This window comes from Micromonospora rhizosphaerae (assembly GCF_900091465.1).
Lineage (GTDB): Bacteria > Actinomycetota > Actinomycetes > Mycobacteriales > Micromonosporaceae > Micromonospora > Micromonospora rhizosphaerae.
Window position 1 is genome coordinate 2,563,750 of the sequence record NZ_FMHV01000002.1, and the last position, 25,483, is coordinate 2,589,232.

General features: G+C 74.2%; 23 protein-coding genes. 13 read left to right on the forward strand and 10 right to left on the reverse strand.

Annotated features, from left to right (window positions below; genetic code table 11):
* Window positions 1–37 precede the first annotated feature (37 nt).
* On the reverse strand, window positions 38–610 hold the full coding sequence (locus GA0070624_RS12375; RefSeq protein ID WP_091340567.1) for a DUF3000 domain-containing protein: 573 nt from the start codon (window positions 608–610) through the stop codon (window positions 38–40).
* Window positions 611–806: 196 nt separating this feature from the next.
* Here GA0070624_RS12375 and hemE point away from each other — a divergent pair, with 196 nt between their 5' ends.
* Genes hemE through hemQ form a run of 3 tightly spaced genes read left to right on the forward strand, consistent with a single transcriptional unit; the run spans window position 807 to window position 4,015 of the window.
* Window positions 807–1,898: a uroporphyrinogen decarboxylase gene (gene hemE / locus GA0070624_RS12380; protein WP_176731673.1), complete on the forward strand. Its 1,092-nt coding sequence runs from the start codon at window positions 807–809 to the stop codon at window positions 1,896–1,898.
* Window positions 1,899–1,907: 9 nt separating this feature from the next.
* Window positions 1,908–3,317: a protoporphyrinogen oxidase gene (hemG, locus tag GA0070624_RS12385; protein WP_091348709.1), complete on the forward strand. Its 1,410-nt coding sequence runs from the start codon at window positions 1,908–1,910 to the stop codon at window positions 3,315–3,317.
* Window positions 3,314–4,015 (forward strand): hydrogen peroxide-dependent heme synthase, encoded by a 702-nt coding sequence (hemQ, locus tag GA0070624_RS12390; protein WP_091340569.1) that lies wholly within the window; start codon window positions 3,314–3,316, stop codon window positions 4,013–4,015. Before hemG ends, hemQ begins: the two co-directional genes overlap by 4 nt.
* A 60-nt stretch (window positions 4,016–4,075) precedes the next feature.
* Here the strand turns inward: hemQ and GA0070624_RS12395 are convergent, their stop codons facing one another.
* From GA0070624_RS12395 to GA0070624_RS12405, 3 genes are all read right to left on the reverse strand, one after another.
* Window positions 4,076–6,367: a peptidoglycan recognition protein family protein gene (locus GA0070624_RS12395; RefSeq protein ID WP_176731674.1), complete on the reverse strand. Its 2,292-nt coding sequence runs from the start codon at window positions 6,365–6,367 to the stop codon at window positions 4,076–4,078.
* Window positions 6,368–6,481: 114 nt separating this feature from the next.
* Window positions 6,482–6,928, reverse strand: coding sequence for a GNAT family N-acetyltransferase (locus tag GA0070624_RS12400; RefSeq protein ID WP_091340576.1), 447 nt, complete (start codon window positions 6,926–6,928; stop codon window positions 6,482–6,484).
* Between the two features lie 191 nt (window positions 6,929–7,119).
* The gene (locus GA0070624_RS12405) at window positions 7,120–7,380 is read right to left on the reverse strand and encodes a Prokaryotic metallothionein (RefSeq protein WP_091340580.1); all 261 of its coding nucleotides are present in this window, start codon (window positions 7,378–7,380) and stop codon (window positions 7,120–7,122) included.
* Between the two features lie 157 nt (window positions 7,381–7,537).
* Here GA0070624_RS12405 and GA0070624_RS12410 point away from each other — a divergent pair, with 157 nt between their 5' ends.
* Window positions 7,538–7,813, forward strand: coding sequence for an isoamylase early set domain-containing protein (locus GA0070624_RS12410; RefSeq protein ID WP_091340584.1), 276 nt, complete (start codon window positions 7,538–7,540; stop codon window positions 7,811–7,813).
* Between the two features lie 40 nt (window positions 7,814–7,853).
* On the opposite strand, the gene msrB is transcribed toward GA0070624_RS12410, so the two are convergent.
* Window positions 7,854–8,264, reverse strand: coding sequence for a peptide-methionine (R)-S-oxide reductase MsrB (gene msrB / locus GA0070624_RS12415; protein WP_091340586.1), 411 nt, complete (start codon window positions 8,262–8,264; stop codon window positions 7,854–7,856).
* A 47-nt stretch (window positions 8,265–8,311) separates the two neighbouring features.
* Here msrB and ligD point away from each other — a divergent pair, with 47 nt between their 5' ends.
* The 5 genes from ligD (at window position 8,312) to GA0070624_RS12440 (ending at window position 17,104) form a co-directional block, all read left to right on the forward strand.
* The gene (ligD, locus tag GA0070624_RS12420) at window positions 8,312–9,340 is read left to right on the forward strand and encodes a non-homologous end-joining DNA ligase (protein ID WP_091340589.1); all 1,029 of its coding nucleotides are present in this window, start codon (window positions 8,312–8,314) and stop codon (window positions 9,338–9,340) included.
* Between the two features lie 98 nt (window positions 9,341–9,438).
* Window positions 9,439–12,633, forward strand: a complete 3,195-nt coding sequence (locus GA0070624_RS12425) for an ABC transporter permease (RefSeq protein ID WP_091340592.1) — start codon at window positions 9,439–9,441, stop codon at window positions 12,631–12,633.
* A 43-nt stretch (window positions 12,634–12,676) separates the two neighbouring features.
* The gene (locus GA0070624_RS12430) at window positions 12,677–15,391 is read left to right on the forward strand and encodes an FtsX-like permease family protein (RefSeq protein WP_091348712.1); all 2,715 of its coding nucleotides are present in this window, start codon (window positions 12,677–12,679) and stop codon (window positions 15,389–15,391) included.
* A 1-nt stretch (window position 15,392) separates the two neighbouring features.
* Window positions 15,393–16,388 carry an ABC transporter ATP-binding protein gene (locus GA0070624_RS12435; RefSeq protein ID WP_091340594.1) on the forward strand — a complete coding sequence of 332 codons (996 nt, stop codon included), beginning with the start codon at window positions 15,393–15,395 and terminating at the stop codon, window positions 16,386–16,388.
* Window positions 16,385–17,104, forward strand: a complete 720-nt coding sequence (locus tag GA0070624_RS12440) for an ABC transporter ATP-binding protein (RefSeq protein WP_091340597.1) — start codon at window positions 16,385–16,387, stop codon at window positions 17,102–17,104. Before GA0070624_RS12435 ends, GA0070624_RS12440 begins: the two co-directional genes overlap by 4 nt.
* A gap of 125 nt (window positions 17,105–17,229) precedes the next feature.
* On the opposite strand, the gene GA0070624_RS12445 is transcribed toward GA0070624_RS12440, so the two are convergent.
* Together GA0070624_RS12445 and GA0070624_RS12450 are read right to left on the reverse strand one after the other, a co-directional pair.
* Window positions 17,230–17,769 (reverse strand): hypothetical protein, encoded by a 540-nt coding sequence (locus tag GA0070624_RS12445; protein WP_091348715.1) that lies wholly within the window; start codon window positions 17,767–17,769, stop codon window positions 17,230–17,232.
* Window positions 17,770–18,002: 233 nt separating this feature from the next.
* Window positions 18,003–18,455: a GNAT family N-acetyltransferase gene (locus GA0070624_RS12450; protein ID WP_091340600.1), complete on the reverse strand. Its 453-nt coding sequence runs from the start codon at window positions 18,453–18,455 to the stop codon at window positions 18,003–18,005.
* 124 nt (window positions 18,456–18,579) lie between these two features.
* Here GA0070624_RS12450 and GA0070624_RS12455 point away from each other — a divergent pair, with 124 nt between their 5' ends.
* Entirely contained in the window at window positions 18,580–19,932 is a 1,353-nt protein-coding gene (locus GA0070624_RS12455; RefSeq protein WP_176731612.1) for an IS110 family RNA-guided transposase, read from the forward strand.
* A gap of 334 nt (window positions 19,933–20,266) precedes the next feature.
* Here GA0070624_RS12455 and GA0070624_RS12460 read toward each other — a convergent pair whose 3' ends face one another.
* Together GA0070624_RS12460 and GA0070624_RS12465 are read right to left on the reverse strand one after the other, a co-directional pair.
* Window positions 20,267–21,823 carry an alpha/beta hydrolase gene (locus tag GA0070624_RS12460; RefSeq protein WP_245719144.1) on the reverse strand — a complete coding sequence of 519 codons (1,557 nt, stop codon included), beginning with the start codon at window positions 21,821–21,823 and terminating at the stop codon, window positions 20,267–20,269.
* A gap of 55 nt (window positions 21,824–21,878) precedes the next feature.
* On the reverse strand, window positions 21,879–22,991 hold the full coding sequence (locus GA0070624_RS12465; RefSeq protein ID WP_091340606.1) for an ATP-dependent DNA ligase: 1,113 nt from the start codon (window positions 22,989–22,991) through the stop codon (window positions 21,879–21,881).
* Between the two features lie 135 nt (window positions 22,992–23,126).
* Here GA0070624_RS12465 and GA0070624_RS12470 point away from each other — a divergent pair, with 135 nt between their 5' ends.
* From GA0070624_RS12470 to GA0070624_RS12480, 3 genes are all read left to right on the forward strand, one after another.
* Window positions 23,127–23,339 carry a hypothetical protein gene (locus tag GA0070624_RS12470; protein ID WP_091340608.1) on the forward strand — a complete coding sequence of 71 codons (213 nt, stop codon included), beginning with the start codon at window positions 23,127–23,129 and terminating at the stop codon, window positions 23,337–23,339.
* Between the two features lie 76 nt (window positions 23,340–23,415).
* Entirely contained in the window at window positions 23,416–23,838 is a 423-nt protein-coding gene (locus GA0070624_RS12475; protein WP_091340611.1) for an SRPBCC family protein, read from the forward strand.
* 1 nt (window position 23,839) lies between these two features.
* Window positions 23,840–24,343 (forward strand): DUF1990 domain-containing protein, encoded by a 504-nt coding sequence (locus GA0070624_RS12480; RefSeq protein WP_091348718.1) that lies wholly within the window; start codon window positions 23,840–23,842, stop codon window positions 24,341–24,343.
* Window positions 24,344–24,362: 19 nt separating this feature from the next.
* Here the strand turns inward: GA0070624_RS12480 and GA0070624_RS12485 are convergent, their stop codons facing one another.
* Entirely contained in the window at window positions 24,363–25,283 is a 921-nt protein-coding gene (locus GA0070624_RS12485; protein ID WP_091340613.1) for a DNA-3-methyladenine glycosylase family protein, read from the reverse strand.
* Window positions 25,284–25,483: the final 200 nt, after the last annotated feature.

Sequence of the window (25,483 nt, forward strand, 5' to 3'; positions counted from 1 at the left end):
GAGGCAGGGCGGACCGGCGGGCGGGGAGCGGGTCGGGTCAGGCGGCGCCGGCCGGGCGGCGGGACGGCAGGGGCGTGACGCCGGGCGGCGGGAGACCGGCCGTGGAGGACAGCAGCGCGCACCAGCCGAGCAGGTGCGGGGCCAGGTCGACGCCGCGCGGCGTCCACGAGGCGCGGATCTCGATGTCCCCGGCCGCGGGCGGCCCGGCCAGCTCGCCGAACCGGGTCGACAGGGTCTGGGTGACCGTGCCGCCGATCGCCCGGTACCGGGCGTCCTGCGCGTCCAGCGCGTCGGTCAGCCACGTCCAGCCCACCCCGGGCAGCAGCGGATCGGCGGCCAGATCCACCTCCAGCTCGGCGGTCACGTAGGTGACCAGCCGCAGCGTGCCCTGCCACGCCTCGTGCCCGGCCGGGTCGTGCAGCAGGATCAACCGCCCGGTGGCCACCTCGTCGCCGTCCCGCAGCACGGCGGCGGAGAGGGCGAACGCGTACGGGGCCAGGCGCTGGGGCGCGCCGACCTCCTCGAGCACGATCTCCGAGCGGGGGGTGACCGACCGCAGCCCGGCGACCGCGCGAGCGAAGGTTTCCGGGAGCGCGATCGGGGGGGCCATGTCGGCAGCCTATGCCGCTGCCCGCCCGGTGAGCCGTACGGCGCGCCGACGCGCCGCCGCGTCGGCGGGGTCAAGAGGGGACCCCTGCCATCCCGGATGCGTTGCCAAGGGGCCCTCCTTTCCCGCCCGGCGGGCCCGGTCACAAAAGGTGACGGTGCCCGTCGGGGCCGCCTCGGCCCGTGGCACGATGGCCGCGATGACCACCGACACCACGGGCACTGTCGCCCGACACGGAGAACCCCGCCGCGGCGGGCCGGCCGACTCGCCCTTCGTCCGGGCCTGCCGCCGCGAGCCCGGCCCGCACACCCCGGTCTGGTTCATGCGTCAGGCCGGCCGGTCGCTGCCGGAGTACCGCGAGATCCGGGCGAACGTGCCGATGCTGGAGTCCTGCCGCCGCCCGGACCTGGTCGCCGAGATCACCCTCCAGCCGGTCCGCCGGCACGGGGTCGACGCGGCGATCCTGTTCAGCGACATCGTGGTCCCGGTGGCCGCGGCCGGGGTCGACCTGGACATCGTGCCCGGCACCGGGCCGGTGGTCGCCGAGCCGGTGCGCACCGCCGACGACGTCGAGCGGATCCGCCCGATCGGCCGGGACGACGTGTCCTACGTGGACGAGGCGGTCCGGCTGCTCGTGGCCGAGCTGGGCGACATCCCGCTGATCGGCTTCGCCGGCGCCCCGTTCACGCTGGCCAGCTACCTGGTCGAGGGCGGCCCGTCGCGGACCCACGCGAAGACCAAGGCGCTGATGTACGGCGAGCCGGAGCTCTGGCACGCACTCTGCGCCCGGCTGGCCGAGGTGACGCTCTCCTTCCTGCGGGTGCAGGTCGACGCCGGGGTCTCCGCGGTGCAGCTCTTCGACTCCTGGGCCGGCGCGCTGTCCGAGGCCGACTACCGCCGCTACGTGCTGCCGCACTCGACGGCCGTGCTCTCCGGGCTGGCCGACGCGGGCGTGCCGCGGATCCACTTCGGGGTGGGCACCGGCGAGCTGCTCGGCGCGATGGGCGAGGCCGGCGCGGACGTGGTCGGCGTGGACTGGCGTACCCCCTTGGACGTGGCGACCCGCCGGATCGGCCCGGACAAGGCGGTCCAGGGCAACCTCGACCCGTGCGTGCTGCTCGCCCCCTGGCCGGTGGTGGAGACCGAGGTGCGACGGATCCTCGACCAGGGGCGGGCCGTTCCCGGTCACGTGTTCAACCTCGGCCACGGCGTCCTGCCGGAGACCGACCCCGACGTGCTGACCCGGGTTGTCGCGCTGGTGCACGAGCTCTCCGCGCGACCGGTGGAGTAGGGAGTGACCGTGCGGCAACCGTGGCGGGTGGCGATCGTCGGTGGCGGGATCACCGGGCTGGCCGCCGCCGTCCGGTTGCGCGACCGCGCTCCCGCGGGCACCGAGATCACCGTGTACGAGCAGTCCGGCGCCCTCGGCGGCAAGCTGCGCACCGGTGAGCTGGCCGGCCAGGCCGTCGAGCTCGGCGCCGAGAAGTTCCTGATGCGTGACCCGGCCGGCGGGGATTCCGCCGCGGTTGCGCTGGTCCGCCGGCTCGGGCTGGCCGACGCGATCGTGCACCCCACCGTCGGGCAGGCCGCGCTCGCCGTCGACGGCGGGCTGCGCCCGATCCCGGGCGGGACGCTGGTGGGCGTACCGGGGGATCTCGAGAAGGCGGCCACGGTCGCGCGGCCGGCGGCGGACGCCGATCGGGACGGCGGCCGGCCCTTGCTCGGTCCGGACGAGGACGTGGCGGTCGGCGCGCTGGTCCGCGACCGGCTCGGCGACGAGGTGGTGGACCGGCTGGTCGACCCGATGCTCGGCGGCGTCTACGCCGGGCGGGCCGACAACCTCTCCCTGGTCACCACCATGCCGGCGCTGGCCCGGGCGGCCCGCGTCGAGCACACCCTGGTCGACGCGGTCCGGGCCGCGCAGGCCGCCGCACCGCGCCCTTCCGGCACCCCGGTCTTCGGCACCCTGGCCGGCGGGCTCAGCCGGTTGGTCGAGGCGGCGGCGGCCGCCAGCGGCGCGACCATCCGCCGGGACGCGACCGTCCGCGAGCTGCACCCGACCGCGACCGGCTGGCGGCTGGTGGTCGGCCCGACCCGCGACCCGGAGCTGGTGGAGGCCGACGCGGTGGTGCTCGCCGTGCCGGCGCGAACGGCCGCCCGGCTGCTCGCCGGCCCGGCCCCCGAAGTGGCCGCGGCCGTCGGCGGGCTCGACTACGCCAGCGTCGCGCTGGTCACCCTGGCCCTGCCCGAGCCGGAACTGCCCGAGCTTTCCGGGTTCCTGGTGCCGGCCACCGAGGGGCTGCTGATCAAGGCGTCGACCTTCTTCACCACCAAGTGGGGGCACCTGCGCCGCTCCGACGGCATGGCGCTGGTCCGCGCCTCGGTCGGCCGGTACGGCGACGAGACGGCGCTCCAGCTCACCGACGACGCCCTGGTCGCCGCCGTGCACCGGGAGCTGTCGAAGGTGCTGGGCAACCCGCTGCCCACCCCGGTCGCGAGCCACGTCCAGCGGTGGGGCGGGGCGCTGCCGCAGTACGCCCCGGGTCACGCCGAGCGGGTGGCGGCGGCCCGGACGGCGCTGCGCGCCGCCCACCCCACGCTGGTCCTGGCCGGCGCCGGGTACGACGGCGTCGGCATCCCGGTCTGCGTCCGCTCCGGCGAGACGGCGGCCGAAGAGATCATCACAGCACTGGGAGGATCGGGATCATGACCGAGCAGACCAACGCGGCCCGGCTGCGGGAGCTGAACGCCAGCATCCGCTACACGATGTGGTCGGTGTACCGGGCGACCAGCCCCCTCCCGTCCCTGCGCGAGAACGTCATCGACGAGGTCACGGCCCTCTTCGAGGAGCTGGCCGGCAAGGACGTGACGATCCGTGGCACGTACGACGTGGCCGGCCTGCGCGCCGACGCCGACCTGATGATCTGGTGGCACTCCTCCTCCAGCGACGCCCTCCAGGACGCCTACCTGCGGTTCCGGCGCACCACCCTGGGCCGGGCGCTGACCCCGGTCTGGTCCCAGATGGCGCTGCACCGGCCGGCGGAGTTCAACAAGAGCCACATCCCGGCGTTCCTGGCCGGCGAGGAGGCCCGGGCCTACATGTGCGTGTACCCGTTCGTCCGCTCCTACGAGTGGTACCTGCTGCCGGACGCCGAGCGGCGCGAGATGCTCGCCGAGCACGGCCGGATGGCCCGCGGTTACCCGGACGTGCGGGCCAACACGGTTGCCTCGTTCGCCCTCGGCGACTACGAGTGGATGCTCGCCTTCGAGGCGGACGAGCTGCATCGGATCGTCGACCTGATGCGGGATCTGCGGGCCGCCGGCGCGCGGCGGCACGTCCGGGAGGAGATCCCGTTCTACACCGGCCGTCGGCGGCCGATCGCCGACATCGTCACCTGCCTGGTCTGACCCGCCCGGTCAGCGCAACGGGCCCCGGAGGATCTCCTCCGGGGCCCGTTGCCGCCCGCGTCAGCGGACGTAGACGAGGCCGTCCGTGATGACCCGCGGGCGGCCCGACGTGCCGGCCACCACGATCTTCACGGTGTGCCGGCCGCTGCCGGTCCAGCTCTTCGCCCAGACCACCTGCCGGTACTTGACGGTGCTGGAGTAGAGGTCCACCGTGCTGACCTTCACGCCGTCGACGTAGATGTGCGCCTGGCCGGAGGTGGACGTCTTGGTGGCGACGAAGGACACCGAGCGGCCGGTGAAGACCCAGCTCAGCGACGCCCCGCCGGCGGTCGCCGTGAGCGCCGACCCGCCGAGGTAGTTGCTGCTCGTGTAGGTGCCCCAGGTGCCGGTGCGGGTGGCCTTGGCCTCCGGGATGAAGACCGGCGTCCAGCTCGCCGAGGAGGTGGCGGTGTTACCCGACCAGTCCTGCGCCCGCATCGACCAGGCGGTGGTGACACCCGGCTTGGTGGTGGTGCCGTAGCTGCCGCTCGCCGCGAAGGTACCCGTGGTCGGCGCGGTCAGCGCGACCGACCGGACGGCCACGTTGTCCGCCGACCGCCAGCCCAGCGTCACCGGCACGACCGTGCTGCTCACCCCGCCGGTACGCAGCGACAGGGTGGGCACCTGCGAGAAGGTCGGCGCGGTGGTGTCGGCGACGACCGTCTGCGCGGGGGTCGTCGCGGTACGGCCGAGCGTGTGCACGCCGCGCACCTGGACGGTGTGCGTGCCCTGGGCCAGCGTGAGCGCCGCCGAGCGGGCGGTGCCCGCCGTGGTCGCGACGACCGACCCGTCCACCAGCACCTCGAACCGGGAGATGAGGGCGCTCGGCGTGCTCACCGACCAGGAGGCGGTGGTCGTGGTCTTGGTGTAGTAGGTGGTGCCGTTCTTCGTGCCGGTCAGGCCGGTCAGGGCCAGGCCGTACACGCTGGCGGCCTTGCTGCGGATGACCCCGAGCTGGCCGTAGAGCGCGTCGCCGGGACACTCGGTGGCCACCGCGTCCCGGTGCCCGCCGATCCGGTTGAAGGTCACCTGCTGGCCCAGGGCGTACTTGCCGTCCACCCCGGAGGTCAGGGTGACCTTGCCGAGCGGGTCGTTGCCGTACTGGCCGAGCTTGTAGGCGGCGACCTGCGCGATGGCGTCCTGCGTCGCGGCGGGGATACCGGTGCTGATGTACGTCCCGAGCACGGCGATCGCCGAGGTGTCGGTGTTGAAGCCGTAGGTGTGGGCGCCGATCACCGGCTTGTCGATGCCACCCTTGCGGCCCTCGAAGACGACGCCGCACTTGTCGACCAGGAAGTTGTAGCCGATGTCGTTCCAGCCGTTGCTCTTGACGTGGTAGACCTCGATGCCCCGGACGATGGCGGCCGAGTCGGCGCAGCTGTAGGTGTTGGTGCCGGCCGTGTGGTGCACCCAGAACGCCTTGACCGTGGTGCCGTACGACGGCGGTTCGGTGACGATGGACTCGTCGGCCTTCCACTCGGCGCGGGTGACCACCTTCGGGGTGGGGACCGGGCTCGTGGGGGCGGGGGCGGGAGCCGCGGAGGTCGAGGTGGTGGCGGTGGGCGCCGGGGCCGAGGTGGTGGTCGGCGCGGGGGCGGTGGTCTCGGCCGGTGGCGGGGCGGTGGTCTCGGTGGGGGCCGGCGCGGTCGTGCTGGTCTCGGTCGGCGCCGGCGCGGTCGTCGTGGTGTCCGTCGGCGCCGGGTCGGTCGGGGTGGGCTCCAGCGCCCGCACCTCGGCGACCGGCTGGAAGCGCTCCGGCCGCGCCTGGCCGACGCCCGCCGCGGCGACCTTGCGGCGCTTCGGCTGGCCCGGGTCGACCAGTTCCAGGCGCAGACCGGCGGGGATCCGGTCGCTCACCCGGCCGCTGGCCGTCACGGCGCGCACCTCGACCCCGTCGGAGAAGCCGACCCAGAGCGGGTCGGTGCCGCCCCGCGCCTTGCCTGCGGTCGCCGCAGAGCCGGTCTCGGGTCCGAAGTGGCCGTCGATTTCGAGCGGCCGCCAGTCCGACCAGCCGCCGCCGACCGCCCTGGTGCGGACGGAGATCGTGCCCTTGAAGTCGAGCTTCGGGTTGGTCCAGGTCACCCCGACCATGGCGAAGCGGTCCGTGTCCCGCTGCGGGATGCTCACCTCGCGGCCGTTCGCGGCCGGGAAGTCCACGGTGTGCAGGGCGGTGGTGACCGGTCCGTCCGCAACCCACTTGGCCGCGTCGTCGCCGAAGCCCACCGCGACGATGCCCGCGGTGCCGGCGACGGCGGTGGCCACTATCGCGGCCCCGATACCGGCCGTCCGGCCGCTCCAGCGTATCCCCGTCAATTTCACAGTTGAGTCCCTCCGAATGATCTCACCGGAGGGCACAGCGTAATCAATGTCTGAGGCGTTACATCGCGGCCCGTCGCCGCGGCCTGCCGCCGGGTCTCCCGCAGGGCATCAGGTGCCCCGGCGCATCGGGGTGTGCGGGATGCCGTCCTCGACGTACTCGGCGCCGCTGACCGTGAAGCCGTGCCCGGCGTAGAAGTCGACCAGGTACGTCTGCGCCTCGAGCACGCACGGCCGGTCGCCGATCAGGGCCAGGGCCTCGGTCATCAGCCGGCCGGCCAGCCCGCCACCGCGGGCGGCCGGAGCGACCACGACCCGGCCGATCCGGGCCACGCCGCCCGGGTCGGCCAGGATCCGGAGGTACGCGACGATCTCCCCGTCGCGGGTCAGCCAGAGGTGCCGGGTGCCGGGTTCGACGTCCCGGCCGTCCAGTTCCGGGTACGGGCACGCCTGCTCCACCACGAACACGTCGATGCGCAGCCGGAGCAGGTCGTGGAAGGTACGGGCGTCCAGGTCGGCGAACGCGGCGACCCGGACCTCGATGGTCTGCGGCGGCATCCCGCGATCGTAGGCGGTCAGTCGGGGCCCGCTGGAGGGCGTCGGGGGCGGCGCCCGTCGCCCGTGCGGAGGACAACACCACGGGGAGCGACATGCCTCTTCGGCAGATTCACTGCCTCCCAGGCATATCGCTCCCCGGGTATGTGCCGGGGCGGCGCGACCCCTGGCGTCGAGTGTGGGCCCGGTGCTGGTCAGGCCGGGCGGGCGCCGACGGCGTCGCGGACCTCGGCACCCTGGGCGCCCTCCACCGCCCGGGCACAGTGCGCGCAGCAGAAGAAGCGCCCGGACACCTCGACGCCGTGGCCGACGATCTTGATCTGGCAGTGCTCGCAGATCGGCGCCATCCGGTGGATCGCGCACTCGAAGCTGTCGAAGGTGTGCACCGCCCCGCTGGCCGTGCGGACCTCGAACGCCCCCCAGTAGTCGTTACCGCATACCTCGCAGGTAGCCATTACAAAACCCCCCGATATGGACACGTCACCCCAGCGTCGAGCAGCCGACACATCCGGGCAACCGAAACCGGCGAACCTGAACCCGCTCGACGGCGAGTCGCCCCCGGCGTGTCGCGCGTTAGGCCTGGTGACCGCCCCGACACCCCCGGAGGAACACGTGATCAAGCGGAGCAAGCTCTTCGGCAACCGGATTCGGGTCACCTTCTGCCTGCCGCGGGACACCCCGCCCGGCACGGTGAGCGTGGTGGGCTGCTTCAACCACTGGGAGCCCGGTCGGCACGAGCTGGTGGCCCGCCGCAACGGCACCCGCACGGTGACCGTCAACCTCGGCCCGGGCGAGTACCACTTCCGCTACCTGGCCAGCGGCGGGGTGTGGCTGGACGACGACTCCGCCGACGAGGTCGACGGGCAGGGCAGCCGACTGCTGCTCTGACCACCGGGCGCCACCGGGGCGACGGCGCCCGGCGCCCCGGTCAGCCCTCCCTCGGCTCCAGCCGCAGGGAGATCGAGTTCACGCAGTGCCGGGTGTCCTTCGGGGTGAAGCCCTCACCCTTGAAGACGTGTCCCAGGTGGCTGTCGCACCGCGCGCAGCGGATCTCCGTACGGACCATGCCGAGGCTGCGGTCCTCGATCTCCTTCACCGCGCCGGGGATGGCGTCGTCGAAGCTCGGCCAGCCGCACTGCGAGTCGAACTTGGTGTCGCTGCGGAAGAGTTCCGCGCCGCAGGCCCGGCAGTGGTAGACGCCGCGCGTCTTGGTGTCGACGTACTCGCCGGTCCACGGCGACTCGGTGCCGGCTTCGCGGAGCACCCGGAACTCCTCGGGGCTCAGCCGGACCCGCCACTCTTCCTCGGTACGGGGCAGTTCGCTCTCGGAAAGACTCACCGCTCAACGGTACGCCGGGCGTCGGTGGCATCGCATATCGTCGCCGAATGGGTGGCACCAAGGCAGCAGTCGAGGAGATCGAGGTCGCCGGGCACACCGTACGGCTGAGCAGCCCGGACCGACTGATCTTCCCGCAGCGCGGCTTCACCAAGGCGGACGTCTTCCACTACTACCTGTCGGTCGGCGAGGGGATCATGCGCGCCCTGCGGGACCGGCCCACCACGCTGCAGCGCTTCCCCCAGGGCATCGAGGGGGAGATGTTCTTCCAGAAGCGGGTGCCGGCCCGGGGCGTCCCCCCGTGGATCCGCACTGCGGAGATCAGCTTCCCAAGCGGCCGGACGGCCGCGGAGCTCTGCCCCGCCGACCTGGCGCACGTCGCCTGGGCCGCCCAGATGGGCACGGTGGTGTTCCACCCCTGGCCGGTCCGCGCCGCCGACGTGGACCGCCCCGACGAGCTGCGGATCGACCTGGACCCGCAGCCCGGCACCGACTTCGCCGACGCGGCGGCCGCCGCCGGCGAGCTGCGCGGGCTGCTGGCCGAGCTGGGCGCCATCGGCTGGCCGAAGACCTCCGGCGGCCGGGGCGTGCACGTCTACCTGCGCATCCACCCGCAGTGGACGTTCGTCGAGGCGCGCCGGGCGACGATCGCGCTGGCCCGGGAGCTGGAACGCCGCCGTCCCGACCTGGTCACCACCGCCTGGTGGAAGGAGCAGCGGGGCAGCCGGGTGTTCGTGGACTTCAACCAGATGGCCCGGGACCGGACGATCGCCTGCGCGTACTCGCTGCGGGCCAACGCCCGGGCCACGGTCTCCACCCCGGTCGACTGGGACGAGCTGACCGAGGTCGATCCGGACGACTTCGACCTGGGCAGCGTGCCGGCCCGGCTGGCCGAGCGGGGCGACCCGCACGCCGGCATCGACGACGCCCCGTGGGACATCACCCCGCTGCTGGAGTGGGCCGAGCGGGACGCCGCCGCCGGCCAGGGCGACCTGCCGTACCCGCCGGACCATCCGAAGATGCCCGGCGAGCCGAAGCGGGTGCAGCCCTCCAAGGACCGCGACCGGCCCCGGGGCTGAGCAGCCTGGAATAACGATCATGTAACGGGCGCGAACCTTTCCTGACCCGTCGCCGCTTTCTCTGGTCGTCGGCCCGACGGGGGCCAGGGGAGGGCCGGATGAGACTGGTGTGGAGGCGGGCCAGCGCGGCGCGCGGACTGCTGCTGGCCGCGGTCGCCGCGGCCCTGGTCGCGGTCGCGTTGGTCACCGGGCTCACCGACTACAACCGCCGGGCGGTGGAGGCCGGCCAGCGGGCGCTGCTCGCCGGCGCCCCACTGGAGGAGCGCAGCCTGTTGGTGACCGGTTCCGGCGGTCGGGACGCCGCCGAGCTGGCCACCCGGGACCGGGCGGTCCGCGACGGATTCGCCCACGGACTCGGCGGCGTGCCGGTCACCGTGAACGGCGCGCGGTACGGCGGTGGCCGGGAACTGACCGGAGACCTCGGCCCGAAGGTCCGAGCCGACGACGACCCCGTCTTCGCCAACCTCGCGGCCTTGGACGACCTGCCCGCGCACGCCGAACTGGCCGGCGGTGCCTGGCCCTCCGCCGGGGCGAGCCCACTGCAGGTGACGCTGCCGGAGAGGGTCGCCGCCGCGCTGGGGATGACCGTCGGTGAGCGGGTGCCGATGCTGGACCGCAGCACCGAGCGGGCCAGCGAGGTGGTGCTCGCCGGGACGTGGCGGCCGCGTGACCCGGCCGAGCCGTACTGGCGGTTGGCGCCCGGGGTGGGAGCGGGCAGCGCGGCGGAGTCCGACACCTCGTACGGGCCGTTCGTGCTGGACCCGGCGGACTTCGCCGCGACCTTCCCGGGCTCGGTCTCGGCCTGGTGGGTGGTGGAGCCGGATCTCACGGCGGCGGCCCGGGACGGCGGGCTGCTCGACGTCCGGCAGGCCTTCGCCGACGCCGTCAACGAGGTGCCCGAGGCGGCCGGGCTCGGCTCCTCCGCCCAGGTCGTCAACTCGATGGACCGGTTGCTGAACCGGATCGCCCGGGCCGATCTGGTGGGGCGGTCCTCGTTGGCCACCCCGGTGCTGCTGATCGTGGTCCTCGGCGGGTACGCGTTGGTGCTCGTCGCCGCGCTGCTGCACGAGGACCGGCGGAACCAGACCGCCCTGCTGCGGGCGCGGGGTGCCGCGCGGCGGCAGTTGGCCGGGCTCGCCGCCCGGGAGGCGACCCTCGTCGTCCTGCCGGCCGCGGTGCTCGGGCCGCTGCTCGCCGGTGAGGCGCTGCGGCACGTGGGCGGCCGACCGTCCGGCCCGGCGCTCGCCGCCGACAGCACCACGCTGCTCTGGGCGGTGGCGTTGGCTGCCGCCGCCGGCTGTCTGGTGGCGATGGTCGCCCCGACGTTTCGCGGGGCCGGGACGTACGTGGCCGACCTGGCGGCGCGGTCCCGACCCGACCGGTCCGCCACCGTGCAGCGGGCCAGCCTCGACCTGGTGCTGGTCGGGTTCGCGGTGCTGGCCTGGACGCAGCTGCGTCAGTACTCCTCGCCGGTGACCGGCGCCGCCGGGCGGCTCGGGGTGGACCCGCTGCTGGTCGCCGCGCCGACTCTGGGCGTGCTGGCCGGCGCGGTGGTGGCGCTGCGGCTGCTCCCACCCGCGACCCGGTTCGCCGAACGCTTCGTCGACCGGCGGCTCTGGACGGCGACCATCCTCGGCATGTGGCAGGCGGGTCGCCGCCCGCACGCCGGGCCGGTGCTGCTGCTCGCCCTCGCGGTCGGCGGCAGCACCCTGGCCTGGTCGCTGGTCGCCACCGGCGAGCGGTCCCTGGTCGACCAGGCCAACCACACCGTCGGCGCCGACCTGCGGCTCACGGAGCGCGACGGAGTCGCCCCGATCGGCCGGGCCGGGGAACTGGCGGCGCTGGCCGGGGTGGACCGGGCGCTGCCGGCCTGGCGGGACGAGATCCGGGTCGGCCGCGCCGACCTGCCCGCCACCGTGGTGAGTCTCGACGCGGCGGCCGCGGCCGAGGTGGTGCGGCTCGACGAGCGGCTGGCCGGCGAGCCGGTGCCGGCGCTGTTCGACCGGCTGGTCCGGGCGCGGAGCGCGCCGGCCGGGGTCGACCTGCCCGCCGGCACGCGGTCGGTCACCGGCACCGTCCGCACCCCGGTGCGCGACGCCGTGCGCCCGCATCGGATCGCCGTGTCGATGCTGTTGACCCGGGCGGACGGGCTGGCCTTCCGGCTGCCGGTGGCCAGCACGGGCAGCGACGGCCGGCCGGCGCCGTTCACCGTGGCGCTGCCCGACGCCGGGAGCCTGCGGCTGGCCGGATTCGAGGTCGACGGTGGTGACGTGGCCGGCCGGGCGTACCGGCTGGAGGTGACCGACCTGCGTGTGGTCGGCGCCGACGGGACGGCCCGACCGGCGCAGCTCGGCGACGCGTGGGCGGGGATCAGCGCTGACCCGAACGGTGGTGAGGTGACCACCTCGGCCACGGCGACGGCGCTGTCGGCCGAGAACAAGGTGACGTTCCTGCCCGGCGGCCAGTTCGCGTTCCAGGATTCCTCCCGCTTCGCCGTGGTGCCCGCCGGCGATAACCGGCCGGTGCCGGCGCTGATGACCCCCGGGGTACGCAAGGCGCTGAGCCTGCGCGACGGGGACACCGTCACCCTCTCGCTCTCCGGCGTGTCACTGGCGGTCACGCTGGTCGGCGAGGTGGCTGCGGTGCCGGCCACCACCGGGGAGGGCGTGCTGGTGGACCTGCCGGCGGCGACGGACTGGCTGGTCCGGGACCAGGGCACGGTCCGGCCGGTGCAGGAGTGGTGGCTGAGCACGGACGACGGTGGGTATCCCGCGGCGGCCCGCGCGGCGGCGGCCCTGCCCGGCACCACGATGCTGGACCGGCGGGAGCTGGCCGAGCGCGCCGCGGGAGACCCGTACTGGCGGGGCGCCCGGACCGGGCTGCTCGCGGCCGCGATCGGTTCGGTGCTGCTGGCCCTCGTCGGGTTGATGGTCGACGTGTGGGCGACGGTCCGGCACCGGTTGGGGGAGTTCGCCGTGTTGCACACGCTCGGCGCCAGCCCACGGCTGTTGGCCCGGGCGCTGCTGGCCGAGCAGACCTTCCTGGCCGGGATCGGGGTCGGGGTCGGGTTGCTGCTGGGCGCGGTCGTGGGCGTGACGATGGCCCCGCTGGTCATCCTCACCCCGTCGGCCAGCCGGCCGGTGCCCGAGGCGGCCTTCGTGCTGCCCTGGGGGCCGATCGGGCTGACCGCGCTCGGCCTGTTGCTGGCGGCGCTGGCCTTCAGCGCGTTCATCGCCCTCGGCATCCGGCAGCGGGTGGCGGCGGCGCAGCTGCGGATCGGGGGAGACCGGTGACCGGGTGGAGCGGAGCGACAACCAGGAGCGCGGAGGCGGCGAAGTGAGCATCGGCGCGGTCGCCCGCCGGATCCGGGTGTACGGCGGACAGTTCCTGCTGCTCGCGGCGCTGACGATGGTCGTCACGCTGTTGATCAGCGGCGTCCCGCGGCTGGTGAACTGGCGTGCCGAGCAGGGCCTGCGGACGTTCCTGGCCAGTCAGCCGGCCGAGCGGCGGGACGTGACGTACTCGACCGAGCCGCTGTTCAACGCCGGCAACGGCACCTCGTTGCTGACGGCGTACGAGGCTGATCTGGAACGGCTGCAGGCCGGGATGCCGCCGGACGTGCGCCGGATGGTCGACCAGCGGTGGTTCACCGCGGAGACCGAGCCCGGGCGGGTCAGGGGCCGGGACCTGGCGGCGAAGAACCTCCTGGTCGACCTCGGCCTGCGGAGCATGCCGGGAATCGCGGAGGCCGGCACGCTGACCGAGGGGCGCTGGCCGGACCAGGGGGCGCTGGCCGATCAGCCGGTGCAGGTGGCGCTGGCCGCTGACGTTGCCCGAAAGCTGAACCTGCGGGCCGGCAGCCAGCTGACCCTCGCCGCGCCTCAGGCGGCGACCCCGGAGGGCGCCCCGGATCCCGTCCGGATCTCCGTGGTGGGCGTCTTCGAGCCTCGCCAGCGCGCGGACGGCATCTGGCAGGGCCTGCCCCAGATCCTGCGGGTGATCGAGCCGCAGGGGGACGGCCAGCCGTTCGTCGCCCTCGGCGTCGTCGACGGCGCGGCGCTGGACCGCCTCTCCGCCGACGGCTGGGGTCTGCGATTCAGTTGGCGCTACCGGCTCGGCGCCGACAGCATCGAAATTGCCGCCCTGGACCGACTCATCGACAGCATCCAGCTGATGGGCCGGCAGGCGCAGGGCCGCATCTTCGTCCAGGGCCTCGACATCCCGCTGCGGGAGTTCAAGGCCGAGCTGGCCGCCGCCCGCACGGTCCTCGTGGTGATCGCCACCGGGGTGCTGGCGGCCCTGGCCGGGCTGGTGGTGCTGGCCGCCGGCCTGACCGTCCGGCGGCGCCGTACCGAGTTCACCCTGCTGAGGGCCCGGGGCGGCACGGCCACCATCGGAGCCCGCCGCAGCCTGGCCGAGTCGTTCCTGGTGGTGCTGCCCGCCGCTGCGTTCGGGTGGCTGCTCGGAAACCTGGCGCCCGGGTCGCCCGGCGACACCGCGGCGTTCGCCGCGGTCGCGGCAATCCTTGTCACGCTGGCGCTGCCGGTGGCGACGCTGGTCGCGCCGACCGGTGTCGCCGTCCGCCGCGACCTGATCAAGCTGCGACCCTCCGCGCGTCGGATCACCGTGGAGGCGAGCCTGTTGCTGCTCGCCGTGCTCGCGGTCGTGCTGCTGCGGCGCCGCGGTCTCATCCTCGGTGAGGTCGATCCGCTGCTGGTCTCGGTCCCGATGCTGCTCGCCGTCGCCGCGGCGGTGCTGGCCGTACGGCTCTACCCGTGGCCGCTGCGGCTGCTCAGCCGGCTCGCCGCCCGGACCCGGGGCAGTGTCGCCTTCCTGGGCACCGCCCGGGCCGGCCGTGCCGTGGTCACCACCCCCCTGGTGGTCGTCGTGCTGGCCGTCGCGACCGCGGCGTTCTGCGCGGTCGTCGCCGGCGGCATCGAGGCGAGCCGGGACGGCGCGGCCAGCCGGCAGGTGCCCGCCGACGCGTTGATCCAGGGGGAGCGGCTCGCCCCGGAGACCGGTGCCGAGCTGGAACGGCTGCCCGGGGTGCGGGCGGCCTCCCCGGTGCTGAACGAGGCGGGCCAGCGCATCACGAAGGACGCGATCGGCACCGACCCCCGACTCGGTACGGTCAGCGTGGTGCTGGTCGACGGGCCGGCCCTGGCCAGCATGGTCCGGGAGACCGGCGTCCGCGTGAGCGTGCCCTCGGCGCTGCTCACCCGGGGCGCGCAGCCCGGCCCGCTGCCCGCGGTGGTCTCCCCGGCCGTCGCCGCCGAGCTGGCCGCCGCCGGCCTGGACCGGTCCGCCTTCGTCGCCGTGCAGGGCCAGCGGTACGAGTTCCGGGTGGCCGGGCGGGCGGAGAGCTTCCCGATGCTCCGGGCGGACAACAGCCGATTCGTCATCCTGCCCTGGCAGTCCCTGCCCCGGCGGGAGTACGCCGCCCTGCCGACCGGCTTCCTGGTGGCCGGCGACGATCTCGACGTCGAGGAGTTGCGCCGGGTGGGTAACGAGGGCCAGTCCCGCTTCCAGCAGGGCGGGACGGTCACCGGGCGGGAGCGACCGCTCGAGGTGGAGGTCCGCACCTGGGCGGAGATCCGCCGGCAGTTGGGCGAGGGCAGGGCGAACGGAGTTCTGGTCTTCGGCTTCGTCGCCGGCGCCGCTGCCGGGACGGCGCTGGGTCTGCTGGCCATCGCGTTCGTGGTGCTGGCCGGCGCCCGGGCCCGCGGTCAGGTGCTGTCCCGGCTGCGCACCCTCGGCCTGTCCCGCCGGCAGTGGCGGGGACTGCTGCTGGTGGAGCTGGGCCCGCTGGTCGGCGTGTCGGTGCTCACCGGCGCGCTGGTCGGGGCGCTGCTGCCGCTGCTGCTCACCCCGGTGCTCGGCCTGTCGGCCTTCACCAACGGCGCCCCCGTCCGGGTGCCGTTCGAGCCCCGCCTGGTCGCCGGGATCGTCGCGCTCGGGGCGGTCGCCCTCGGCTTCGCGGTCGCCGTCGAGGCCCTGAACAACCGCCGGATGCGCCTCGGCGAGGTGCTCCGGCTCGGAGAGGAGAGCTGAGATGACAGCCACCGCCGAGGTGTCCGCCGTGCCGGACCTGGCCACGCTGCAGGAGCGCGCCGCGCGGCGCGCGGCCGAGCGGGCCGGCGGCCAGGACCGGCTGCGCGGACACATCGTCTGCGACGGACTGGTCCGCATCTTCAAGACCGAGGGGGTGGAGGTGGTCGCCCTGCAGGGGCTCGACCTGGTCATCGACCGGGGCGAGCTGGTGGCGATCGTCGGCGCCTCCGGGTCCGGCAAGTCCACCCTGCTGAACATCCTCTCCGGGCTCGACACCCCGACCGCCGGCATCGCCCGGGTCGCGGAGTACGACCTGCTCAACCTCTCCGCGCGGCGGCGGCTGAGCTACCGACGGGAGATGGTCGGCTTCGTCTGGCAGCAGACCGGCCGCAACCTGCTGCCCTACCTGACCGCGCTGGAGAACGTCGAGCTGCCGATGCACCTGGCGGGCCGCGGCGGCGGTCGCCGAACCCGTCGGCAACGGGCCCGGGAGCTGCTGGACCTGGTCGGCGTCGGGTACTGCGCCGACCGGCGGCCCGGCCAGATGAGCGGCGGCGAGCAGCAGCGCTGCGCGGTGGCGGTGGCGGTGGCCAACGACCCCGAGGTGCTCTTCGCCGACGAGCCCACCGGCGAGCTGGACGAGGCGACCGGCGCGGAGGTCTTCGCCGCGCTGCGCACCATCAACGCGGAGCTGGGCGTCACCATCGTGGTGGTCACCCACGACCACGCCGTCGCGACCCAGGTCCGCCGGACCGTCGCGATCCGCGACGGCCGGACCGCCTCCGAGGTACGCCGCACCGCGCGGGTCGCCGCCGACGGCAGCACCGAGCTGGTCAGCGAGGAGTACGCGGTGCTCGACCGGACCGGCCGGATGCAGCTGCCGGCGTCCTTCGTCGACGCCCTGTCCCTGCGCGACCGGGTCCGACTCAACCTGGAACCCGACCACGTCGAGGTGCGCCCCGGCGACCGGAACCGCGCCGAACGGAGTGACGCATGAGCGAGCAGTTGTACCGGGGGTCCGTCGCCGCGGTCACCACCGAGGAGGTGGTCCGGGTCGAGGGGGTGAGCCGGACCTTCGGGCGGGGCGAGCACGCCGTGCACGCGGTCCGGGACGTCTCCTTCTCCGCCGGCCGCGGCGAGCTGGTGGCGGTGCGCGGCCGTTCGGGCGCCGGCAAGACCACCCTGCTCAACCTGGTCGGCGGGCTGGACCGGCCGGACTCGGGCCGGGTGCGGGTGGCCGGGCGCGACGTGACCGGCGCCGGCGAGCGGGAGCTGCTGGAGATGCGCCGGGGCACGGTCGGTTTCGTCTTCCAGACCTTCGGCCTCGTCCCGATCCTCTCCGCGGCCGAGAACGTCGGGGTGCCGCTGCGGCTCGCCCGGGTGCCGGCGGCCGAGCGGGAGCAGCGGGTGGCAGTGCTGCTGGAGCTGGTCGGGCTGGGCGGGCACGCCGCGCAGCGCCCGTACGAGCTCTCCGGCGGGCAGCAGCAGCGGGTCGCGGTGGCCCGGGCGCTGGCGAACGAGCCGGACCTGCTGATCGCCGACGAGCCGACCGGCCAGCTCGACTCCGAGACCGGGCGATCCATCATGGACCTGCTCCGCGCGGTGGTCCACGCGCGCGGCATGACGGCGCTGGTGGCCACCCACGACCCGGCCCTGATCGAGCTGGCCGACCGCACCCTGACCCTGCGCGACGGCCGCCTGGTCGACGACTGACCCCGCGCAGCCCACAGCTGCGTTGATCATGAAGTTGTTGTCTCGACGCGCCGCGCCGGCCGACAACAACTTCATGATCGACCCTGAGCTGTGCGGGCGGACAGGGCGGCAGTTGCGGTCGGGCGTCAGTCGCGGCAGCGGCGGCGGTGGTAGGCGGCGGTGACCGAGAGCAGCAACGGGCCCCAGAGCAGCAGCGGGGCGTAGCAGGCGACCAGCAGCGCGAAGCCGGCCGGGGAGAAGCCCATGACGTTGCCCTGGACGATGATGCCCCAGGCGGCGTACCCCCAGATCAGGGTGACCGCGACGCCGCCGGCGGTGGCGGCGATCTCGGCGAACAGCGGCGGCACGCGGCGGCCACCGACGACCGGCAGCCAGTGGGGGAAGACCTCGCCCCACGGCTGGACGAGGCCGAGCGCGAGCAGCGCGAGCGCCTCGGCGACCAGGCTCAGCGAGACGATGTAGACACTCTGCCAGCCGTGCGTGCGGACCGGCTCTCCGTGCTCGAACGCGCCCAGCGGCACCCCGGCGACCAGGGCGATCCGCCACAGCCCGGACGGCAGGGTGACCAGCGGGATCAGCCGGGCGGCGCGGATCGCCCAGGCCGGGGCGGGTCGCCCGTCCCGCGGGTGGACTGTGCGGCTGGTCGGCGCGGTGCTGGTGGGCATGGTGGCTCCCCGTTCTGTCGGCTGCCCGTCCAGCCTGATCCGGGCAGAGGCGGCGACCATCCCGCCGGGGTGGGGAATCGGCTCCCCGATGCGGGGGAGGGTGGGCCCCGAACGGTCCCGGGACCCGGGGCAGCGATCCGGCCCGTCCGCGTCGGTCGGTCCGAAGAGCGGCTCGGCCGACGCCCGGCGGCCAGCGGGGGGAGAGGCAGTCGAGTTGCCCTCCGGCGCCGGCGTCAGAACGCGAGCTTCATCCCCTCGTGGCTGGCCACGAAGCCGAGGTTGCGGTAGAAGCGGTGCGCGTCGGCGCGGGTCTTGTCGGTGGTGAGCTGTACCAGCGCGCAGCCCCGCTGCCGGGCCTGGTCGATGGCCCAGGTCATCATCTCCCGCCCGAGCCCCCGGCCGCGCAGGTCCGAGCGGACCCGGACCGACTCGATCAGCGAACGCTCCGCGCCGTGCCGGCCCAGGCCCGGGATGTAGGTGAGCTGCATGCAGCCGACCAGCTCGCCGCCCTGCTCGGCGACGATCAGGTGGTTGCGCGGGTCGGCGGTGATGTCCGCGAACGCCTTCTCGTACGCGTCGTCGACCTCGGTGAAGTCGCGGGCCTTGCCCAGCACGTCGTCGGCGAGCAGGGCGATGACGGCGGGCAGATCCGCCCGGACGGCTTCCCGGAAGGTCACGTCGCTCATGCCGGCAGCCTGACACAGCGACCCCCGGCGATAGAAAGACGTTCTGCGTGTCGATGCAGGACGTAGGAACGTCCCCCTGATGCGCTTGTCGGGCTTGGTGTCCCATCGCAGGAGGAGGACGTTCATGGGTAACGGTAGCGGCGTGTCCCGGGGTGACCGCAACCGCAACGCGCGGCTTGCTCGGTTGCGGGTGCTGGTCCCGGCCACGAACGCGATCGTCGGCATTGATCTGGCAGATAAGAAGCAGATGGTCGTGGTTACCGATCATGACTCGAAGGTGTTGGCGCGCAAGACGTTCAGGTGTCGGGCGTGGGATCTGGGTGCGGCGTTGGACTGGGCCGCTGAGCGGGCCGCGGTGAAAGGCTGGGCGGGGGTGACGGTGGCGTGCGAGCCGACCGGGCACCGGTGGCGGGTGCTCGGGCAGCTGGCCGCGGACCGGGCGATGCCGTTCGTGTGCGTGCAGCCGATGCTGACGTCGTGGGCGCGGCGCAGTGAGGACCTGACCTCGGACAAGACCGATGAGAAGGATGCGGTGCTGATCGCCCGGCTGACCGCGCAGCTGCGCTGCTACGTACCCGAGCCGGTCGATGAGACCTGGGGCCGGCTGCGGCATCTGGGCGCCCGCCGCGAACAGCTCGTCATCGAGATGGTCAGCCAAATCCAGCAGATCCGCGCGCTGCTGGAGTGCGTCTGGCCCGCCGCGCTCGATACCGCCAAGCAGCCGTTCCGCTCCCGCACCTGGGCGGCGGCGATGACGGTGATCTGCGATCGTGACGGCGGTGACCTCGCCCGCACCCGACGCCTCGGCGCGGCCCGGTTCGAGCAGGCGGTGCGCCGTGAGATCACCCGCCGGGGTGGGTGCAAGCCCTCGCTGCGCATCCTGCGGCACCTGTTCACCGCGTTGACCGACCCCACCGGGGTGACCGCCCACCGGCCCGGCGCGCTGGAGCGGGTCGCGTTCCTGCTGCAGGACTGGCAGGCCGCCGCCGACAAGCTCGCCGACACCGAGACCCGGATGACCGACGTCCTCGACGAGCTCAAGCTGACCGAACTGGTCACCTCCATCCCCGGCCTATCGGCCGTCGGCGCCGCGGCGATCCTCGCCGAGACCGGTGACCCGAACCGGTTCGCCACCGCCCGTGCCCTGGTCAAGCACGCCGGCCTCGCGCCGCGGGAGAAGCTGTCGGGCACGTTCGTTGGTCGCACCAAACTCACCGGCCAGGGCCGGCCCGCGCTGCGTCTGGCCGCCTGGCGGGCGGTCTGGGGCGCCCAGCGCGGCAACGCCGTTTACGCGGCCCGCTACCACCATCTGACGACGCGGGAGACCAACAGGCTCACCGCAACCCAAGCCCAGACCGTGATCGCCGCGGCGATCCTGCGCCAGTTGCACGCCGTGATCACCACCGGCCAGGCCTGGGATCCCCACATCGCAACTCACGGTGCAAACGGCCGCCGGCAGCTGGCTCTGGCCGCCTGACTCTGCCGTGCGGCGTTCAAGCCGACGGTCGGGGCGAGCCCTACGCGGCATTGAGACACAACCTGATCTCGACGCACATCATGGGCAGCCCCGGCCCGTCGTCCCATCAACCCGATTACACGTTGCTGGGGACCAACCCCATCACCGCTATGCAGGGACAGACGACGGCCGAGGCACCGACCAGAAGCTTGACACAAAACGACTTACGCTGATGTACGGGCGTCGGTTGGCCGCAGCGGGCAGCATGTGCGCATGGAACGCCTGCTGCTGGCCTTCCGCTGGATCTGCCGGGGGCAGGGCGTCGCCGTACCCGAGCCGGAGCCGCGCGAGCCGGTCAGCGGGCCGGGCAGCGCAGCCCCTCTCTGGGAACGGTCAGCGAGATCAGGTAAGCGTCGACGGCGGCGCTGATGCAGGCGGTCTGCGGGTAGGCGGTGTGCCCCTCGCCCTCCCAGGTCAACACCCGCCCGACGCCGAGCATCGAGGCCAGCGCCGCGGTCTGCTCGTACGGCGTGGCCGGGTCGCCCGTGGTGCCCACCACCACGACCGGCGGCGCACCCACCGCCTTGCCCGTCGGGTACGGGTCCCGCTGACCGGGCCACTCCACGCAGCCCAGCATGCCGACCGCCAAGGCCGGGCCGAACAGCGGGTACTTCTCCCGCCACTGGGACTGGAGCTGACGGATCCGCTCCCTGGTCGGCTTCTCGGTCTCGTCCGCGCAGTTGACCGCGAGGTTGGCGTCGAAGAGGTTGGAGTATGTCCCGTCGTCCTCGCGGCCCGCGTACGCGTCGGCGAGCTTGAACACGTCCGTCGGGTCGCCGCCCTGCAACCGGTCGATCGCCCGGGCCAGCTCCTGCCACCCCGACTCCGTATAGAGCGAGGAGATGACCGCGTAGAAGACCCAGCCCGAGGTGGCCTCCCGCCCGCCCGTGCCGCGTACCGGGGAGACCCTCGCCTTGTCGATGGCCGAGGTGACCGCGCCCCGGGCGTCGGGCGCGATGGGGCAGCGGCCCGCGTTGGCCGCGCACCACCGGTTGAAGTTGTCGAATGCCCGCTCGAAGCCCTTGGCCTGGCTCTCCGAGCCGGCGATCAGCTTCTGCTGCGGGTCGACCGCGCCGTCGAGCACCAGGGCCCGCACCCGCTGGGGGTAGAGCTGAGCGTAGGTCGCGCCGAGCAGGGTGCCGTAGGAGTAGCCCAGGTAGGTGAGTTTCTCGTCGCCGACCGCCGCCCGGACCGCGTCCATGTCCCGGGCCGCCTGTTCGGTGGCGTAGAGCGGCAACTGGTTGCCGTACCGGTGGCCGCAGCTCTGCCCGATCCGCCGGTTGAGCGCGACGAACTCGTCGAAGGATGCCTGGCTCTCCGGGTCGGGGTCGTAGCCGAAGCTGGCGTCCAGGTCGGCGTCGGAGATGCACTTGACCGGGCTGGATCGGGACACCCCGCGCGGGTCGAAGCCGACGATGTCGAAGCGGTCGGTCACCTTGGCCGGCAACCCGCCGAACGCCGGCCCGAAGGAGAGGTAGACGGCGGTGTCCACACCGGAGGCGCCCGGCCCGCCGGGGTTGATCACCAGCGAGCCGATCCGGTCGTGCTGCTTGTTCGAGCGGGCCCGGATCAGCGCGATCTCGAACCTCTCCCCGGCGCCCGGCCCGGCGGTGGCGCCGGTCGCGGTGCCCCTGTTGCGCGGTACGGCGATCCGGGCGCACTCGTAGCGCATGCCCGGCGCGCCCCGGCCGACCAGCTCGTTGGGGACCTCCGGACAGTCATGCCAGCTCGGCGTGGTGCCCGGGGCGGCTGCCTCGCCCTCCGTCCGCGGCGCGAACGCCGGCAGCGTGCAGCCGGCGGTGACCACCACCGCCGCGGCGAACCCGGCCAGGGTGAGCCGGGCCCGGCGGATCCGGTCGGAGAAGCGGGTCACGTGCGAGCCTTCCGTGATCGGGTCGACGGCCAGGCTACGCCGGGCCCGGTGCGCTGCCGGCGGCCGCCGCCGGATCCCCGCGCAGCACCTGGTCCACGTCGAAGCGGATCGGGCGGTCGAGCTGGTCGTAGCGGCAGGAGCGGGGATCGCGGTCCGGACGCCAGCGGACGAACTGGGCGGTGTGCCGGAGCCGGTCGCCCTCCATCGCGTCGTAGCCGACCTCGGCCACCAGCTCCGGGCGCAGCGGCTCCCACTCGAGGTTCTTCGTGCCGGTCCACCGGCTCACCCCGCCGGGGATGCGCTGGCCGCGCTCGTGGTCGCCGTGCACCCACGGGTGGTCGCCGCCGACGTCGCGGTACGGCGCCAGCTCCGCCAGCAGCTCCTTGCGGCGGGCCGCGGTGAACGACGAGCTGACGCCGATGTGGTGCAGCACCCCGGCGTCGTCGTAGAGGCCGAGCAGCAGCGAGCCGACCACCGGGCCGGACTTGTGCCAGCGGAAGCCGGCCACCACCACGTCGGCGGTGCGGGCGTGCTTGACCTTGAACATCAGCCGCTTGCCCGGCTCGTACGGCAGGTCGGCCGGCTTGACGATCAGGCCGTCCAGCCCGGCGCCTTCGAAGACCTCGAACCAGCGGCGGGCGGTCTGCGGATCCGTGGTGATCTGGGTGACGTGCACCGGCGGGCGGACCTTGGCCAGCGCCTCCTCCAGGCGGGCCCGGCGCTGCGGGTAGGGCTGGTCCAGCAGCGCCTCGTCGTCGATGGCGAGCAGGTCGAAGGCGACGAAGTCGGCCGGGGTGGTCTCGGCGAGCAGCTTGATCCGGGAGGCGGCCGGGTGGATCCGCTGGGCGAGCAGCTCGAAGTCGAGCCGGGGCTGGCCGCCCGGGCCGTCGCGGCGGATCACGATCAGCTCGCCGTCGACCGCGCACCGGGACGGCAACTGGCTGCGCGCCTGCTCGACCACCTCGGGGAAGTAGCGGGTCATCATCTTGCCGCCCCGGCTGGCCAGCTCGACCTCGTCACCGTCGCGGAAGATGATGCAGCGGAAGCCGTCCCACTTCGGCTCGTACGTCATGCCGGCGGCGGTGGGGAGCTGGGGCACGCTCTTGGCCAGCATCGGCTCGACCGGCGGGTTGATCGGCAGGTCCACGGCGACCAGTCAATCAGACGGCACCGACAGTCGTGAGGCGGATCACCGGCGGTGCCGGGCGGCGTGTCCCGCCTCGGCCCCGTTCGTCCCCCTCGGGCGGATGATGAAACCGCAGGTCAGAGCTACTTTCGCCGGGTGCGGGAGTGGGTCTGTGGCTGCTGCGGGCGCTGGCGGGTCAGCGTGGAGCTGATCCGCGGTCGGTACCGCTACCGTCTGGTGCACCGCTACCGGCCGGAGTTCGGCGGCGGCAACAACGTCATCGGGGAGGTCTCCTCGGTGGCCGAGCTGGAGGAACTGCTGCGCAGCCGCAGCCCGCTCGGCCTGGCCGACCTGCACGAGGCCGCCTGAAACCCGGCCCGGCCGGGGATCACCCGCCGCCGATCCCCGGCGTAGCCTGAACCCGTCGCCAGGCTGAGGGGGCTTCATGCGGTTCGAAAAGACGACGGAGATCGCCGCCGATCCGGACCTGGTCTGGGCGGTGCAGAGCGACATCGACCGCTGGCCGGAGTGGACGCCCTCGGTGCGCCGGGCGCAGCGGCTTGAGCCGGGCCCGCTCGCCGTGGGGTCGACCGCCCGGTTGGAGCAGCCCCGGCTGCGCCCGACCGTCTGGCGGGTCACCGAGCTGGAGGCCGGGCGGGGCTTCGTCTGGGTGTCCCGCAGCCCAGGGGTCCGCAGCACGGGTGAGCACTGGATCGTGCCGCTGCCCGACGGCGGCGTCCGGGTGGAGCTGGCCCTCGATCTCTCGGGTCCGCTGGGGCCCCTGCTGGGCTGGCTCTACGGCGATCTGGTCCGGCGCTACATCGGCATGGAGGCCGACGGGCTCAAACGTCGGTGTGAACGGGGCTGACGTGCCCGAGCTGACGTACCCCGAGGCCGGGGCGACCCGCGCCGGCCGACTGCCGGCGGGCTACCACCACCTGCGGCATCGGGTGCGGCTCCCGGACGGCTGTCTCCCCGCGGCCGGGGACGCGGTGCTGAGCTGGCGGATGCACCGCGCCGCAGGCGTGCGGATGCGGACGGACGCGCCCCGCGCCGAGGCGGGTGTGCGGGTCACGCCGGGCCTCGGCGTCGGCCCGCTGCGGCTCTGGGCTCCCACCGAGGTGGTCTGGGCGGAGGACGGGCCGGACCGGGCCGGGTTCGGCTACGGCACCCTGCCCGGGCACCCGGAGCGGGGCGAGGAGGCCTTCCTGGTCACCCGGGACGACTCCGGCGCGGTCTGGTTCGAGGTGCTGGCCTTCAGCCGGCCGGATCGCTGGTTCGTCCGCGCCGCCGGGCCGCTCGTCCGGGCCTTCCAGCACGGGTACGCGTGGTGGCTCGGCCGCACCCTGCGCCGCCTCTGCGCCCCCGGCTGACCGGCCGGACGGCGGACGGTCAGAAGCGGGCGAAGGAACGGATGGGGGCGCGTGGGCCGTACCTCGGCGCCTGGATGCCGGCCGCCTCCAGCAGGACGCAGACCCGGCCACGGTGGCCCCGGAACGGCTCCAGCAGCGCCAGCATCCGGGCGTCGTCGCCGCGCGGCTCACCGGCCAGCGCCCAAGCCACCGTGTTCGGGATGTGGTAGTCGCCGACGCTGACCGCGTCCGGGTCGCCGTACGCGATCCGCACCACCTCGGCGGCGGTCCACGGGCCGATGCCGGCGATGGCGGTCAGCCGGCGGGTGGCCTCGGCGGCGTCCACGCAGCGTTCCAGCCGGTCCGCGGCGGCGGCCGCGCGGCGCAGCGTCTCGGCCCGCCGCTGCTCCACGCCGAACGGGTGGAAGACCCAGTACGGCGTGACGGCCACCGCGGCCGGCTCGGGCGGCAGCAGCAGCGGCGGCAACGGCCCCGGCGCCGGCTCCCGGAAGTGTCTGACCGTCGCCGCGTACGCCCGGTAGGCCTCCTTGCCGGTGACCTTCTGCTCGAAGACCGCCCGGAGCAGCCGAGGGAAGATCTGCCCGGTGGCCGGCATCCGCAGCCCGCGGTGCTGGGCGGCCAGCCGGGCCACCACCGGGTGCGCGGTGGCGAGGTCGGCGAACCCGGTCAGGTCGTCGCGCAGGCCGGCCACCGCGTCCGCCCGCTCCACCACCCAGTCGGCCCCGGGGCCGTAGCCCTCGGCGACCAGCTCACCACCCGCCGGGCGGAGGGCGAGGGTGGCCGGCCCGGCCGGGGTGCGGGTGGCCCACCAGAACGTGCCCGCGGCGAGCCGGGCGCACGGGTCGTACGGGCTGAAGGTGAGTGCCCGGACCGAGGCGGCCAGTCGGTAGTCGGCCGGCGGGTGCAGGGTCCGGCTGGCGGCGGGTCCGGATGGGGTCACCCCGACACTCTGCCACTCGGCCTGGGCCTGGCAGCGGGCCTGGGGGCCGGGGGCGCCTCGGCCGGCTGGGGAACTGCGACGCGCGGATGGGTGGCGGTCAGCCGAATCGGCAGTCGCCGCTCCTCCGGAAGGACCTACTTGTCGGACGTGAAACATGTGTGCTGCGCGCAAAGCCCCTTAACGGCCAATAGGTCGTTCGC

Bases quoted from the DNA above. Each gene is read 5' to 3' on its own strand.
- hemE (WP_176731673.1), top strand. From the start codon at position 807: ATGACCACCGACACCACGGGCACTGTCGCCCGACACGGAGAACCCCGC.
- GA0070624_RS12450 (WP_091340600.1), bottom strand. From the start codon at position 18,455: ATGAGCGACGTGACCTTCCGGGAAGCCGTCCGGGCGGATCTGCCCGCC.
- hemQ (WP_091340569.1), top strand. From the start codon at position 3,314: ATGACCGAGCAGACCAACGCGGCCCGGCTGCGGGAGCTGAACGCCAGC.
- GA0070624_RS12400 (WP_091340576.1), bottom strand. From the start codon at position 6,928: ATGCCGCCGCAGACCATCGAGGTCCGGGTCGCCGCGTTCGCCGACCTG.
- GA0070624_RS12405 (WP_091340580.1), bottom strand. From the start codon at position 7,380: ATGGCTACCTGCGAGGTATGCGGTAACGACTACTGGGGGGCGTTCGAG.
- GA0070624_RS12445 (WP_091348715.1), bottom strand. From the start codon at position 17,769: ATGCCCACCAGCACCGCGCCGACCAGCCGCACAGTCCACCCGCGGGAC.
- GA0070624_RS12475 (WP_091340611.1), top strand. From the start codon at position 23,416: ATGCGGTTCGAAAAGACGACGGAGATCGCCGCCGATCCGGACCTGGTC.
- GA0070624_RS12440 (WP_091340597.1), top strand. From the start codon at position 16,385: ATGAGCGAGCAGTTGTACCGGGGGTCCGTCGCCGCGGTCACCACCGAG.
- GA0070624_RS12425 (WP_091340592.1), top strand. From the start codon at position 9,439: ATGAGACTGGTGTGGAGGCGGGCCAGCGCGGCGCGCGGACTGCTGCTG.
- GA0070624_RS12435 (WP_091340594.1), top strand. From the start codon at position 15,393: ATGACAGCCACCGCCGAGGTGTCCGCCGTGCCGGACCTGGCCACGCTG.
- ligD (WP_091340589.1), top strand. From the start codon at position 8,312: ATGGGTGGCACCAAGGCAGCAGTCGAGGAGATCGAGGTCGCCGGGCAC.
- GA0070624_RS12375 (WP_091340567.1), bottom strand. From the start codon at position 610: ATGGCCCCCCCGATCGCGCTCCCGGAAACCTTCGCTCGCGCGGTCGCC.
- GA0070624_RS12455 (WP_176731612.1), top strand. From the start codon at position 18,580: ATGGGTAACGGTAGCGGCGTGTCCCGGGGTGACCGCAACCGCAACGCG.